The organism is Streptomyces sp. NPDC001027 (assembly GCF_040299045.1).
GTDB lineage: Bacteria > Actinomycetota > Actinomycetes > Streptomycetales > Streptomycetaceae > Streptomyces.
Window position 1 is genome coordinate 1 of sequence record NZ_JBEPBI010000202.1, and the last position, 14,536, is coordinate 14,536.

General features: G+C 73.6%; 12 protein-coding genes and 1 pseudogene. 7 read left to right on the top strand and 6 right to left on the bottom strand.

Going from position 1 to position 14,536, the window contains the following annotated elements; translation table 11 throughout:
- From ABT300_RS33720 to ABT300_RS33745, 6 genes are all read left to right on the top strand, one after another.
- On the top strand, nt 1-684 hold a 684-nt coding region (locus tag ABT300_RS33720), incomplete at its 5' end, for a rhomboid family intramembrane serine protease (RefSeq protein WP_351683918.1).
- Nucleotides 685-812: 128 nt separating this feature from the next.
- On the top strand, nt 813-1,316 hold the full coding sequence (locus ABT300_RS33725; protein ID WP_351683921.1) for an SRPBCC family protein: 504 nt from the start codon (nt 813-815) through the stop codon (nt 1,314-1,316).
- Nucleotides 1,317-1,350: 34 nt separating this feature from the next.
- On the top strand, nt 1,351-2,982 hold the full coding sequence (locus tag ABT300_RS33730; RefSeq protein WP_351683943.1) for a phytoene desaturase family protein: 1,632 nt from the start codon (nt 1,351-1,353) through the stop codon (nt 2,980-2,982).
- Nucleotides 2,983-3,025: 43 nt separating this feature from the next.
- Nucleotides 3,026-3,523 (top strand): hypothetical protein, encoded by a 498-nt coding sequence (locus tag ABT300_RS33735; RefSeq protein WP_351683924.1) that lies wholly within the window; start codon nt 3,026-3,028, stop codon nt 3,521-3,523.
- A gap of 111 nt (nt 3,524-3,634) precedes the next feature.
- On the top strand, nt 3,635-4,525 hold the full coding sequence (locus ABT300_RS33740; protein ID WP_351683927.1) for a short-chain dehydrogenase/reductase: 891 nt from the start codon (nt 3,635-3,637) through the stop codon (nt 4,523-4,525).
- A 329-nt stretch (nt 4,526-4,854) separates the two neighbouring features.
- Nucleotides 4,855-5,517 (top strand): GAF and ANTAR domain-containing protein, encoded by a 663-nt coding sequence (locus tag ABT300_RS33745; protein WP_351683945.1) that lies wholly within the window; start codon nt 4,855-4,857, stop codon nt 5,515-5,517.
- Between the two features lie 171 nt (nt 5,518-5,688).
- Here the strand turns inward: ABT300_RS33745 and ABT300_RS33750 are convergent, their stop codons facing one another.
- From ABT300_RS33750 to ABT300_RS33775, 6 genes are all read right to left on the bottom strand, one after another.
- Entirely contained in the window at nt 5,689-6,051 is a 363-nt protein-coding gene (locus tag ABT300_RS33750) for an STAS domain-containing protein (protein WP_351683929.1), read from the bottom strand.
- Complete coding sequence (locus ABT300_RS33755; protein WP_351683932.1) at nt 6,048-7,343, bottom strand: PP2C family protein-serine/threonine phosphatase; 1,296 nt, start codon at nt 7,341-7,343, stop codon at nt 6,048-6,050. The genes ABT300_RS33750 and ABT300_RS33755 overlap by 4 nt, the downstream gene beginning before the upstream one ends.
- Nucleotides 7,343-8,146 (bottom strand): alpha/beta fold hydrolase, encoded by an 804-nt coding sequence (locus tag ABT300_RS33760; RefSeq protein WP_351683935.1) that lies wholly within the window; start codon nt 8,144-8,146, stop codon nt 7,343-7,345. The genes ABT300_RS33755 and ABT300_RS33760 overlap by 1 nt, the downstream gene beginning before the upstream one ends.
- 199 nt (nt 8,147-8,345) lie before the next feature.
- The gene (locus tag ABT300_RS33765) at nt 8,346-10,796 is read right to left on the bottom strand and encodes a S9 family peptidase (protein WP_502978054.1); all 2,451 of its coding nucleotides are present in this window, start codon (nt 10,794-10,796) and stop codon (nt 8,346-8,348) included.
- Nucleotides 10,769-12,553 (bottom strand): N-acetylglutaminylglutamine amidotransferase, encoded by a 1,785-nt coding sequence (locus ABT300_RS33770; protein WP_351683940.1) that lies wholly within the window; start codon nt 12,551-12,553, stop codon nt 10,769-10,771. The genes ABT300_RS33765 and ABT300_RS33770 overlap by 28 nt, the downstream gene beginning before the upstream one ends.
- A 347-nt stretch (nt 12,554-12,900) precedes the next feature.
- Nucleotides 12,901-14,076: a carboxylate-amine ligase gene (locus ABT300_RS33775; protein ID WP_351683948.1), complete on the bottom strand. Its 1,176-nt coding sequence runs from the start codon at nt 14,074-14,076 to the stop codon at nt 12,901-12,903.
- Nucleotides 14,077-14,441: 365 nt separating this feature from the next.
- Here ABT300_RS33775 and ABT300_RS33780 point away from each other — a divergent pair.
- Nucleotides 14,442-14,536 (top strand): annotated as a pseudogene (locus tag ABT300_RS33780) (sigma factor-like helix-turn-helix DNA-binding protein); the annotation flags it as partial.

A 14,536-nucleotide genomic window follows, 5' to 3' on the forward strand; every position in this document is an offset into this window, starting at 1 on the left:
GCGTTCTTCGTGATGTTCGGGTTTCTGGCGCTGGTCTGGCTGGCGCAGATCGTCAACTCCGCGGACGGCTACGCCACGGCCCGCGAGTACGGCCTGGTGCCCGGCGAGACGGGCAGCCTGCCGCACCTGCTCACCGCGCCTTTCCTGCACTGGAGTTGGGCGCACATCGAGAGCAACTCCGGCCCGCTGTTCGTGTTCGGCTTCCTCGCCGCCTACCGGGGTGTGGTGCGTTTCCTCGGGCTCAGCCTGCTGGTGGCGGTGACCAGCGGACTCGCGGTCTGGTTCTTCGAGGACGGACACGTCGAGACGGTCGGCGCCAGCGGGCTGATCTTCGGCTACTTCGGTTACGTCGTCGTCCGCGGCCTCTTCGACCGGCACCTGCTGGACACGCTCGTCGGCCTCGTGATGGCGGCCTCCTTCGCCTACATGCTCACCGTCGCCGTCCCAGGGACGCCCGGGGTGAGCTGGCTCGCGCACCTGGGAGGGCTGGTCGGCGGTCTGCTGGGGGCGTGGCTGTTCCGCGACCGCGACCGCACGCGGGGCCGCGACCGCCCCCGGGGCGGCGGGACGAAGACGGACCGCCGTACGACGACCGGCGACACGGCGGACGCCGGCCACGGCGACGCCGCCGAGAGCTCGCGCGCCGCCCTGCACAAGGAGCTCGGCGACCTCGGCCTGCTCTGACTCCGACGGCGCCCGACGGACGGGGGTTCCGCGGGGTCGGCGACGGAACACGGGGCGGCGGTTGGGGCGTCCCGAGCTGGGCACTCGGCGGGTGACCTGGACCTGTCCCGGTGCTCTGGAGGTGTGGCGTGGCGGTACGGCATCGTCTGATCAAGGTGAGCCCACGGACCGTGTGGGCCGTCCTCGCGGACGGCGGTCGCTATGCGGAGTGGGTGGTGGGAACGGCGTCCTCCGAGCCGGTGCGGGGACAGTGGCCGCAGGTCGGTTCCGCCATCGGTTACGAAGTGCGCATCGGCCCTCTCCGGCTCACCAACGAGACGGTCGTCCGGCATTGCGCAGAGGGATCCGAGCTGGAGCTCGAGGCGCACGCGGGCATGCTGGGATCGGCGCGGATCGCCGTCGAGCTGCGCCCCTGGGGTGAGCACTGTCTGGTGATCGTGGACGAACATCCGCTGCAGGGAGCGAGCGGGCGGCTCCACAACGTGGGCTTCGAAGGACTCATCCAGCTGCGGCACCGCGCGATGCTGGCCCGGCTCGCCCGGGTGTGCGAGGAACAGGGCAGGTCCGAACGGCCGGCCGACTCTCCAGGGCGCAGGGAGGCGGCGCAGGGCGTCGGCGGCGGTCATGCGTGACGCGCTGGCGGCCATGCCTGATGTGGCGGCGGCCCTGCCTGACGCGGTGGTGATCGGCGCCGGTCCCAACGGGCTGGTGGCGGCCAACCTGCTCGCCGACGAGGGCTGGAGCGTGGAGGTCCTGGAGGCGCAGCCCGAGCCCGGTGGCGCGGTGCGCCATGACCGGGGAGTGGACCCGGAGTTCGTCAGCGACCTCTTCAGCTCGTTCTATCCGCTCGCCGCCGCGTCACCCGTGCTGAGGCGGCTGCGACTGGGCGACCACGGGCTGCGCTGGAGCCACGCGCCCCGTGTGCTGGCCCATCCCCTCACCGACGGCAGGTGCGCGGTCCTCGCCCGGGACCTCGACGCCACTGCCGACTCCCTCGACGCCTTCCACCCCGGCGACGGCGACGCGTGGCGGCGTCTGCACGACACGTGGGACCGTCTCGGCCCGGACATTCTGGACGCCCTGTTCACGCCGTTCCCGCCGCTGCGCGCCACGGCCCGGCTCGCCGCGAGGCTCAGGGGGGCCGGCGGGCTGCGGATGGCCCGCACGCTGGTCCTGCCGGTGCGCCGCATGGGGAGCGAGGAGTTCCGGGGGGAGGGCGGCGGGCTGCTGCTGGCCGGGAACGCGCTGCACGCCGACCTGGCTCCGGAGGCCGCCGGGAGCGGGGGCTTCGGCTGGCTGATGTCCATGCTGGGGCAGAGCTTCGGCTTCCCCGTGCCGGTCGGCGGCGCGGGCGCGCTGACCGGTGCGCTCGTACGCCGGCTGCAGTCGCGCGGGGGCGTGCTGCGCTGCGGACAGCGCGTGCACCGCGTGATCGTGCGGGGCGGGCGGGCCGTCGGCGTGCGCACCGTCGAGGGCGAGACGGTGGGCGCGCGGCGCGCCGTCCTCGCGGACGTGTCGGCGTCGGCGCTGTACGGGGAGCTCGTCGAGGCCGAGCACCTGCCGTCCCAGGTGCTCGACGACCTCCGGCGCTTCGAGTGGGACTTCGCGACCTTCAAGGTGGACTGGGCGTGCGACGGTCCCGTGCCCTGGCGGGCCGCGCCCGCCGCGCAGGCCGGCACGGTCCATCTCGCCGACGGCGTGGACGAGCTCACCCGCTTCGCGGCCCAGCTCGCCATGGGCCAGGCTCCCGACCGTCCTTTCGCCCTCTTCGGCCAGATGACGACGGCGGACGCGTCACGCTCCCCGCGGGGAACCGAGGCCGCGTGGGCGTACACGCATCTGCCGCAGGTCATCACGTCGGACGCGGGCGACGAGGGGCTGACGGGCGCCTGGAGCCCCCGGGAGCAGGAGATCATGGCCGACCGGGTCGAACGTCAGGTCGAGCGGTTCGCTCCCGGATTCCGCTCCCTCATCCGCGCCCGGCGCATCCTCGCCCCGCCCACGCTCCAGGCGCTGGACGGCAACCTGCACCAAGGCGCGATCAACGGCGGCACCGCAGCCATGCACCAGCAGCTCGTCTTCCGCCCCGTGCCCGGAACCGGCCGCCCCGAGACGCCCGTCAAGGGGCTCTATCTCGCCTCGGCCTCCGCGCACCCGGGCGGAGGCGTCCACGGGGCCCCGGGAGCCAACGCTGCCCGCGCCGCACTGCACCGGCAGCGCCTGTCGGGTCTCACCCGCGCCCAGCGCGTCCTCACCCGCCGGGACCGCACCGGCCGGAAGTCCCCGCACGCGCCCTGAACCGACTCGCCCCTCCCCCTTCGCACAAGGAACGGACATCGCCATGGACATCCCGAAGGACGGCGCCGAGCCCACCGGGGACGCCCTTGCGCCGGACGGCCCCGACCGCGCCCACCGGCGTCCCGAAGGCGTCGGCGACGCGACCGTGGAAGCGCTCGGGGCGCTGTCCAAGGCCCTGGAGACCACCGAACGCGCGCGAGGCCACCTCTACAGCTTCCATCAGCTGACCGGCACGGCGGATCTCCAGCTGGACGAGGCCGTCGACCTGCTGCGCAAGGCGGGCCACCCCGAGTGGGCCGACAAGGTGCGCACAGAGATCCTGGGCCGCAACGTCATCCCGGGGCACTGGACCTTCCAGATCGTCGAGGCGTACGACGCGACCTACCACCGGCCGTTCACTCATCTCGCGCGTGAGGCCGTGAACCAACTGGCCCAGGGCCGCGACCACCTGTACGAGGCCGAGATGAAGGAGGCGCGACGCACCGTCGGCCACCCCGCCCACACCGCGCGCCCGACAGACGGCGACGACCGCCCGGGATGAGCCGGGCCGGCGCGTTCGTACCGGCGCCGGTACGAGGCCGGTCACTCCCCGCCCGGCCGGGCCGCAGAAGCGGAACCAGAAGCAGAAGCAGGACCAGAAGGGAGTCCCGTCGTGGACGGCAGCCCCCTCAAGAACCGCACCGTCGTGATCACCGGTGCGGCACGCGGCGTGGGAGCGGCGCTCGCGGCCGCGCTCGCCGGGCGGGGGGCGCGACTGGCCCTGCTCGACCACGACGGGGCGGCGCTGCAGGCGACGGCGGCCGCACTGCCGGCGACCACGCTGGCCCTGCGGGTCGACGTCACCGACGACGAGGCCCTCCACGACGCCGCCGAAGTCGTCCGCGGCCGCCTGGGCCCGCCGTCGGCGGTCGTGGCCAACGCGGGCGTCTCCGAAGCCGCGCCCTTCGCCCGCTCCGACGCCGTGACGTGGCGCCGCGTGGTGGAGGTCAACCTCGTCGGCAGCGCGCAGACGGCCCGGGCCTTCCTGCCCGACCTGATGCGGACCGCCGGCTACCACCTGCAGATCGCCTCGCTGGCGTCCCTCGGCGCCGCCCCGCTGATGAGCGCGTACTGCGCGTCGAAGTCCGGGGTGGAGGCCTTCGCCCACTCCCTGCGGGCCGAGGTCGCGCACCATGACGTGGCCGTGGGCCTCGCCTACCTCAGCTGGATCGACACCGGCATGATCCGTGCCGGCGACCAGCACGCCGCCCTGCGCGAGTTGCGGACCCACATGCCGTTTCCCGCCCGGCGTGTGCACCCCGCGGAGGCCGTCGCGGCCCGCCTGGTCCGTGCCGTGGAACAGCGGCGCACCGCTGTCTACATCCCCTCGTGGCTGCGGCTGGCCCAGGTGGGCCGGGCGGCGATCCCTCCCCTCGTGCTGCGTGCGACGCGGCGGACCCTGCCCCGGCTCGAAGCAGCCGAGCCGTTGCGCCCGACAGGCCTCCTGGGCCCCGGCGGCCGCGCCGACCGCGCCGCCACGACCCCCGCCCCGCCCCCCGAATAGCGCACCGCGCACCCGGGACAGGCGCCCACCCGGCCGCGAGCGTCTCTGAGCCGTCCACGGCGCCGCCCCGCCCCCACCTCGGTCTCAGCCTCTGCGTCTGCCTCGTCGCCCTCGCCACAGCGTGCCGGCCCGACACCGTCGACTGACGTGACGGATCCGTCGTCCCGCCGCCGGCCCCGGCGTGTTGTGCTTTCCCGGTGCGCCCGGCGGGCTCGTCGCACTGTGGTGCCGCTCGCGTGGTGCTGCTCGCGTGCAAAGCTGGGTATGCGGTGGTTTCAGGCAGGCTGAGGAGTGGAGGCGACGTGGACTGGGGCCGGTTTGCGGAGCAGATGGCGTCGATGGCGCGGGATCTCCTCGCGCAGGACACCGTCGGAGCCACGCTCGAGCGGATCACCACATCGGCCACCGAGCTGGTGGCCGGATGCGACGCCGCCGGCATCCTCGTGCTGCACGACTCGCAGGTGGAGTCGCTCGCCCCCACCGATCGTCTGGTCGTCGACAGCGACCGGCTGCAGGCGCGGCTCGGCGAGGGTCCGTGCTTCGACGCCGCCCGCAGCGGGACCGGAGAGCGGGTCTACCGCATCGCCGACCTCACCGCCGAGCATCAGCGCTGGCCCGCCTACGCCCCGCAGGCCCACGCGCTCGGCCTGGGCAGCATGATGGGTTTTCTGCTCTTCACCGAGGAAGAGGATCTCGGCGCGCTGAATCTCTACTCGCGCAAGCCCGGCGCGTTCGGCGAGGCCAGTGAGCTGGCCGGCTGGCTGCTGGCCTCGCACGCGGCGGTCGCCTTCTCCAGCGCCCGCACGCATGCCCAGATGGAGCAGGCCGTCGCCACCCGGCACGCCATCGGCGAGGCCATGGGCATCCTCATGGGGAGCCACCGCCTCAGCGAGGAGCAGGCCTTCGACGTGCTGCGCCGCTACTCGCAGGAGAACAACGTCAAGCTCCGCGAGGTCGCGCGCCTGGTCTGCGACAAGGGCGGACTCTCGTGACCCCTCGGGGGCGGCTCCCCCGGCACGCAGTCTGAACCGAAGAAGCCTGGGCCGGGTCAGCCCCATGGGAACGCCGCTGGACCCTGCCTGCACTCCAAGTCCCCTCTCCGGGCCTCCTCACACCCGATTCCCGCGTCGCCGGGCCCGGCTGCGCCTGCCGCGCGGGCGGTGCTAGCCGGGCGGCGGGGCGGTCGGGCGGTCGCCGGTCGCCGAGTGCGCGTCGGGGTGGAGGGCGAAGACCTGGTCGAGTCCGACGATCCTCAGGACGCGCAGTGTGTTGGCGGGGACGGCGGCCAGCGCGACGTCGGCCCCGGCCGCGGCCGCGTGGTTGCGGGCCGCGATCAGGGCGGTGATACCGCTGGAGTCGCAGAACTCCAGTCGCGCCAGGTCGAGGACCACGCACTGACCGGGAAGCAGGGCGGTCCGGGCGACGAAGTCGCCCAGCTCGTGCGCGGTGGCGTAGTCGAGGTCGCCGACGATCTCGATCACAGGACCGGTGGCCGCGTCGCGAGCGGCGATCTTCACTGTCTTCATCTCGAGTGATCCCTTGCCGGAAGGGGTGCCGGACGGGGGCCGGGGACGCCGATGGCGAGCAGCGCGGTGTCGTCGTCGACTCCGTCGCCGAGGCCTTCCAGCAGGCCGGTCAGGGCCTGGACGATCCCGTGCGGCGACGCGCCGGCGTGCGCGGCGACGAACTCGCGCAGGGCGTGATCTCCGTACAGGTCGGCGCGGTCGGGTCCGGTGCGCGCCTCGGTCAGGCCGTCGGTGTACAGCAGGAGCGTGTCGCCGGGGCCGAGCGTGGTGGCGGCGGGCGTGAAGTCGGCCCGGGGCAGCACGCCGACCAGGAGCCCTCCGGGAGTGGGCAGGAAGTCCGTCTCCCCGTCGCCGCGGACGACGAGGGCCGGCGGATGGCCGCCGGAGGCCAGGGCGACGGTGACGTGACCTGTGTCCGGGTCAGGGGTGAGGATGCCGAAGATCGCCGTGCAGTAGCGCGGGTCGCCGCCGGTGTAACGCTCGTGCAGCACCGTGTTCAAGGTGGTGAGCGCGCTGACGGGGTCGGGGTCGTGCAGGGCCGCCGCACGCAGGGTGTAGCGGGTCAGCGAGGTGACCGCGGCGGCCTTGGGGCCCTTGCCGCACACGTCGCCGAGGAAGAACGCCCAGCGTGAGCCGTCCAGGGCGAAGAGGTCGTAGAAGTCGCCGCCGAGCCGGTCCGGGGCAGCCGTGTGGTAGTACACGGCCGTCTCCACGCCCGGCACGTGCGGCAGGGTCGCGGGCAGCAGCGACTGCTGCAGTGCGGCGAGGGCTTCCTTCAGCCGGGCCCGGTCGGCCTCGGCCTGCCGGTGCGCCTGTTCCGCCTCGCGCTTGCGGCGCAGCAGTTCCTCCTCGTAGGAACGCCGGTGGGAGGCGTCGAAGACGGTCGTGCGGATCAGCAGCGGTTCGCCCTCGCTGCCGTGCTTGACGACGGAGGAGACCAGCACCGGGATGCGTCCGCCGGCGGCCTTTCTCATCTCCAGCGCGATACCGCTGACCTCGCCCTTCATCTGCAGCAGCGGCGCGAAGTGCGTCTCGTGGTAGAGCCTGCCGCCGACGGTGAGCAGGTCGGCGAACCGCATCCGGCCCACCACGGCCCGGCGTTCCAGGCCGAGCCAGCCCAGCAGCGTGGCGTTGATCTTGGCGATGGTGCCGTCCATCAGCGTCGACAGGTATCCGCACGGCGCCGACTCGTACAGGTCCTCGGCGCTGTCCTCGAGCAGCGCGGTGAACGCGGCGTCGGTCGACGGCGCGTCCGCCCCGTAGGGCTCCGGGCTTTCTCCGGCGGGGCACATCACCGCAGGCCGCGCAGGAAGTCGAGGACGGCGGCGTTGGTGGCCTGCGGGGCGGACAGCTGCGGGCAGTGCCCGGTGGCCGGCAGCGTCACCAGGGTGGAGCCGGGGATCCGGTCGTGCACGTAGGCGCCGACCTCGCGCGGGGCGATGGCGTCCTGGACGCACTCCAGGACCAGGGTAGGCACCGTCACGCCCTTGAGGTCGTCGCGGGAGTCCGACAGGAACGTGGTCCGCGCGAAGACGCGGGCGATGTCCGGGTCGGTGGCGCAGAAGCTGTTCGCCAACTCCTCGCCCAGCTCCGGCCGTTCGGGGTTGCCCATGATGACCGGGGCCATGGCCGCCGACCAGCCCAGGTAGTTCGACTCCAGGGACGCGAGCAGCTCGTCGATGTCCTCGGCGCTGAATCCGCCGCGGTAGCCGTCGGCGTCGATGTAGCAGGGCGACGGTGCCACCATTACCAGGGACCCGATCCGCTCCGGCGCCGCCCGCACGGCGAGCACCCCTGCCATCGCGCTCACCGAGTGACCGACGAAGGCCGCGTCGCGCAGATCCAGTTCCTCGCAGACGTCGACGACGTCCTGTGCGTAGCCCGCGAGGGTCGAGTACCGCTTCTCGTCCCACGCCGACAGGTCCGACCTGCCCGAGCCGACGTAGTCGAACAACACCACCCGGTAGTGCTCCGCCAGAGCGGGAACCGTCAGCCGCCACATGTTCTGGTCACAGCCGAATCCATGGGCCAGCACCACCACCGGCCCGTCGGGCCTGCCGGTGACGACGACGTTGTTCCTGCGACGGATGTCCATGCCAACCATCCTGCCATCACCGTCTTCGGCTGCCGCACGCCCGGTCCGCGGCCCCGAGCGAGGGTGCTGACGGTGGCGGGAAGCGGCGCTCGACCTCCCAGGCATCGCGCCGCTTCCCGCCGACTCGCAATCGACTACCCCGCGTCCGTCGCTCTACGCACACCGAATGCGGGAATCGTTCACACACCTCGGACGGCGTTCACAGGAGGAGGTGGCGCTCCATCCAGTCGCCGGCGGCCCGGCGGAACAGTCGCCGGTTGTCCGCGCGCAGGAAGTCGTGGCCCTCGTCGCGCAGCGTCAGCATCTCGGCGGCCAGGCCCCGTTCGCGGGCGGCCCGCACGAACTGGCGCGACTCCTCCGGCGGCACGTTGGTGTCGTGTTCGCCGTGGACGGCCAGCACCGGGACGCGCAGCGCGTCGATCCGGGTCATCGGCGACAGGGACCGCAGCAGTTCCCGGTCACGGTCGGGGTGACCGTACTTGTGCGCGGCGGACTCCGCGAGCCAGGGCTCCGTCGCGGCGAAGAACGTCAGGAAGTCCGACATGCCGCAGACGGCCACCCCGGTGCGGAACAACTCGGGGTGCCCCACCAGCGAGGCGAAGGTCAGGTAGCCGCCGTAGGAGCGGCCCATGACGGCCAGCCGTGTCGGGTCGGCGAGACCCGTCGTGACGATGTGGGCCGCGCAGTCGGCGACGTCGTCCAGGGCGGCGAAGCGGCCCGCTCCGAGGTCGGCGTCGACGAACGAGCGGCCGTGGCCCGAGGATCCGCGCACGTCCGGGGCGAAGACGTCCAGGCCGCGTCCCGTCAGCTCGTGGTAGAGCGGGTGGAAGACCGGGCGTTCCTGTTCCTCGGGGCCGCCGTGCAGATGGATCACGCATGGAGCGGGCACGCTCGGGGGACGGCCCGGCGCGCGGTAGTACCAGCCGCTCAGCGGCAGCCCGTCGCGCGCGGTCAGCCGCAGCGGGACGGGACGCACGGGCGGGCGGGACGGCGGGACGGCGTCCTCGTCCTTCGAGGACCAGGGGGTGCGGAGCAGGGAGACGCCTTCGTGGGCCCACCACACGCCGGGGCGGCGCTGCGAGCCCGACATCGCGAGCAGCAGACGTCCCGCGCCGGCCGCCGTGACACGGGTGACGACCTCGTGGGGCAGGGGGATGGGCCGCGCCGGGCCGGTGGCGTCGGGAGCCTGCGGTGCGGGAAGGCCCCAGAGGGCGGGGAAGGTCTCGACCAGTTCGAGTTCGCTCGCCCCCCGGGTGTTCCAGGCCAGGGCCGCGGTGCGGCCGTCGTGGGCCATCGCCAGCAGCTCGAGGTCGCAGCCGTCCCGTTCCGCGACGACGGACGTCGCGACGGGTGTGACGGCGGGCGGGACGGCGGAGGCGTGGTGCGGCGCTTCTTGGGCGCCGTCGGACGCGGCGTCGGGTCGGCCGTCCGCGTCGAGGACCACGGCGAGGAGCGCCGCGTACTCCCGGTCGGCGTTGCTGCGCAGCCACAGCGTGCGGGCGTCGGGCGAGAACCTGCCGATCCACGGGTCTCCGTCGGCGACCGGCAGGGCGAAGGTGGCCGTCGCGTCGTCGGTCCGCCGCACCACGGCCTCGCGCCGGCCACGCGGTCCCCGGCGCAGCAGCACGAGCGAACCGTCCCGGCTGAGGTCGCACGCCCGCAGGGTGGCCGCGTGGGTCTCCGTGGTCAGCAGGACCGGCGACGCCAGACCGTCGGGGTCGATCAGGTAGACCGAGAGACCGCCGTCGGGGCGCACGGTCGCCGCCGCCGGCGCGCTCACGTCGGCCGGCGTGCCGCCCGGCGCCCCGGTCACCGTCGCAGTGGCGGCAGTGGCGGCAGTGGCGGCAGTGGCGGCAGTGGCGGCAGTGGCGGCGACGGTGGCCGGACCGTTCCAGGTTCCGGCGTCGTACGAGGAAGCGCCGAGGAGTGTGGCGTGTCCGCCGCGGTCGGCCCAGCCGGCGGGCGGGAGGGCGCCGTCGAGAGGACGGTCGGACGGGCCGCGGTCCGTCGGAGCTCGGCCCCTGACGTCGCCGGGGACAAGCGAGGGCGGCGCGGTGACGGTGACGGCGAGCGCGGAGCCGTCGTGCGACCAGCAGCCCAGGTAGGCGGTGCTGCCCGGGTCGGCGCCCGCCAGCACGCGCCGGCCGGTGCCGTCGGGGCGCACGCACAGCACCCGGGAGTGCTCACCGCCGCCCGGCGCGGTGGTGTACGCGATCCAGCGGCCGTCCGGCGACCAGGACACCTCGGTGACGGGATCCGGCGAGGAGTCCAGCAGCCGCACGTCGGCGCTGTTCACGGGACCGGCCCAGAGCTGGGGGACCCCGCCGCGGTCGCAGATGAAGGCCACCTCGGCGCCGTCCGCGCCCGCGGAGGGGTACCAGCACCCGTGGGAGCGCAGCCGGCTCACGGCCTCGCGCGGTCCGGCCGCGTCGGGCAGCAGCACCAGGGCCGGGGCCGCCTCGCACACCGCCCCCGGCGCTTCCCCGTCCCCCGCGGGCCGGGGGTCGGCGTGCCGGGCGGGGGCCGGCGGGGCAGGCGCGCCGAACGCGGTGAGACCGGCGTCGACCCGTCGCAGGGCGCGCGCCGGGCCGTGCGCGGCCCGCCCGTCCCGGTCGCCGTCGGTCACGTGATTCCGTGCGTCTGCAGCCATATCTCCAGCAAAGCTACCTGCCACAGGGCGTTCGCTCCGCGCCTGGTCCGGCACTCGTCGGGCGCCGCGAGCAGCTCGGCCACGTACGACTCCCGGAACAGGCCGCGCTCCGTCGCCTCGGGCGCCTTCAGCGCCTCCTGCACGCGCTGCAGGACGGGACCGGCCATATGGCGGATCGCGGGGACCGGGAAGTAGCCCTTGGGACGGTCGACGACCTCGCGCGGCAGGAGCTTGCGGCCCGCCTCCTTCAGCACGCCCTTTCCGCCGTCGGCGAGTTTGAGCTCGGGCGGGCAGGCGGCGGCGAGTTCCACGAGCTCGTGGTCGAGGAACGGCACCCGGGCCTCGAGGCCCCAGGCCATCGTCATGTTGTCGACCCGTTTGACGGGGTCGTCGACGAGCATGACGTGCGTGTCGAGGCGGAGCGCCGCGTCCAGGGCGCTCTCCGCCCCCGGCGCCGCCATGTGCGCGCGCACGAAGTCGCCCGAGACGTCGTCGTGCGTCAGCATGTGCGGCTGGAGGATCCGGGCGAGGTCGGCGTGCGGGCGGTCGAAGTACGTGTCGGCGTACTGCCGGGGTTCGTCCTCCCGGGCGACCTCGGCCAGCTGCGGGTACCAGTGGTAGCCGGCGAACACCTCGTCGGCGCCCTGCCCGCTCTGCACGACCTTCACCTCCTTCGACACCAGCTCGGACAGCAGGTAGAAGGCGACCACGTCGTGGCTGACCATGGGCTCGCTCATGGCCGCGATCGCGCCGTCCAGGGCCGTCGACACCCGGTCGGACGGCGCCATCAGGCGGCGGTGGTCGGTGGCGAACTCCCGGGACACCAGGTCCGAGTAACGGAACTCGTCGCCCTCCTCGCCGCCCTCCGACTCGAAGCCGACGCTGAACGTCATCAGGTCCCGCTGTCCCTCGTCGGCCAGCAGGGCGACGATGAGGCTGGAGTCGAGGCCGCCGGAGAGCAGCACGCCGACCTGGACGTCGGACACCATCCGGCGTCGCACGGCGGTGCGCAGCGCCTCCAGCACCGCGTCACGCCATTCGTTCGCGCCCATGCCGGCGTACTCGGGGCGGCGCGTGTAGGACGGCTGCCAGTAGCGGTGGTCGTGGTGGCTGCCGTCGGGCTCGACGACCCGCACGGTGGCCGGGGGAAGCTTGCGCACGCCGTTCAGGACGGTGCGGGGCGCCGCCACCGTGGCGTGCCAGCTGAGGTATTGGTGGACGGCCGTCGGATCGAGCGTGGTGTCCACGTCCCCGGCGGCGAGGAGGGCGGGCAGCGACGAGGCGAAGCGCAGCCGGCCGGGCGTCCGGGACAGGTAGAGGGGCTTGATCCCGAGCCGGTCGCGGGCCAGCACGACGCGGCCCGTGCGGTGTTCGACGAGGGCGAAGGCGAACATGCCGCGGAAGTGCTCGACGCAGGCGGTCCCCCACTGCCGGTAGGCCTTGAGCACCACTTCGGTGTCGGACGTCGACGTGAAGCGGTGACCGAGGCCGCGCAGTTCGTCGCGCAGCTCCCGGTAGTTGTACACGCAGCCGTTGAAGACGCCGGTGAGCTCGCCCCGGGCGTCCGTCATCGGCTGGGCCCCGAGGTCCGACGGGTCGATGATCTTGAGGCGCCGGTGTCCCAACGCCACCGCGCCCCGCGTCCACAGGCCCTGACCGTCGGGGCCGCGGGCGGCGAGCCGGTCGGTCATGCGCCCGACGGCCGCCGGATCAGGTCGCCGTCCGTCGAAGCGGATCTCTCCGCTCAGACCGCACATGGCGCACCGCCTCCCTTCCGCACGCCGGCGTCCGCGGACCGGTGCCGGAGAACCGGACCGCCCTCGCCGATCACGACCTCAGTCGTGCTGCTGGACATGACAAAACCTTTCTGAACGGGTCGTCTCACCGAACGGTTCCACCGAACGGATCGTCACAACGGGGGCCGTCGGGCATGCTCCGTGCGCGTGCTCCCCGCACGGGCTCCGTGCGCCTGCGGCACGACCGGACGCGCGCCGCCCGTGCGTCCGCCCGCGGGGCCGCCTGCCTGGCCGCCGCACGACGGTGGGCTGCGACCGACGGCGCCGCTGAACCGGAGTAGCCCGAGCCCATGGCGTTCACGCGCACGTCAGCGGCCGATGGCCTCCGGCAGCGCCCGCCGCAGGACGGAGGAGCGCGAGCCGCCCACGGCGGAGGGCCGGGTCGTGTCGCGCAGTCCGAGGGCGCGTTCGCCGCGGGTCTCGGCGATGAGCATGTCGACGCAGGCCAGCAGGTCCTCGTCCTGTGCCGTACGGCGCATGCGGCGGGCCGCGCTGCCCTCGGCGAGCGCCGATCGCGCCAGCGAGCGGACGGTGTCCCAGTCGCCGTGATCCTCCAGCGCGGGACGGAGCCGGACGAGCAGCTTGCGCAGGACCTGCGGCGCCGGCGCCTCCCGGTGCGTCTCGGGGTCCACGAGGGCGCCTTCGAGGCCGGATCGGGCCGCGCGCCAGGTGGCGCCGCGCAGCCACTCGTGCCGTCCGGTGCAGCCCGGCTCGCCGCGCGTGCGCAGCCGCTCGCGGGCCTCGGTCACCAGGGCGCGGAAGAGTCCTGCGATGAGCACGACGGTCTCCGCGCGCGGGCAGGCGTCGCAGACGCGCAGTTCGAGGGTGCGCAGGTGGGAGGAGGGGCGTACGTCGTAATAGATCATCCCAGGGTCGCTGATGACCCCCGCGCGGACGAAGTCCTCCACCGCGGCGTCGTACTCGGCCGCGCCGGAGAAGCATCCGGCGGGACCCGCGGTGGGCCAGCGCTGCCACACCAGGGTGCGCCAGCTGGCGTACCCTGTGTCGGCGCCCTGCCAGAACGGGGAGCTCGCGGAGAGCGCCAGGAGCACGGGCAGCCACGGCGACACCACGCACATGGCGCGCACGGCCGTGTCGCGGTCGGGCACGTCCACGTGGACCTGGGCGCCGCAGATCAGCTGTTCGTCGGCGATCTTTCGGTACTCCTCGGCCATGTGCAGATAGCGGGCGTCGGCGGTGGGGTGTGCGGAGACGGCCGGCGCGAGGGGCGCGGTGCCCGCGGCCATCACGGCCAGCCCCGACGAGGCGGCCGCCTTGTCGAGTCGCCGTCTCGTCTCGGTGAGATCGGCGTACAGGTCGTCCAGCGACGCGTGCACACCGCTGTTCGACTCGACCGTCGACTGATGCAGCTCGGTGGTGAAGGTCCGTTTGGGCAGGTGCTCCAGGACGGCTTCGGCGCGTGGCGCCAGGAGCCCGCTCTCCACCTCCAGGACGTGGAACTCTTCCTCCACTCCGATACGCATACTCACGTTCACTCCTCGGGGTATGCCCGGACGCCCAGGCGGAGGGCTGATCCTCCGGGTGGTAGCCGGCGGCCGGCCGCGGAGACCAAGTTCCCCGCGGAGAGCCACATAAGCCCAGTAGCGCACATTTGGTGCATATTATACTCAGATGAGCATAATGACGCAGAAGCGGGCAGTCACCGGCCGCCGTGGCCGCACCGGTTCCGGCATCTGAGCGCCCCCTTCTCGCACCCTTCTCGCACCCGTTCCGCACTCCCGCCGCGGTGCGACGGAACGCGCTGCGCCCCCGAGTACCCGAATTCACACAGGTCCACCGTCGGGGCTTCACCGGCTCCTCACGACGGTGACACGGGCTCACGGCAGGTCTCGACCGCCTGACGGCTCTGCAGCGGCAGTCCGTCACCCTCGCCTACTACGACGGCTACACGTACCGTGAGGTGGCCGACCGGCTGTCGTTGCC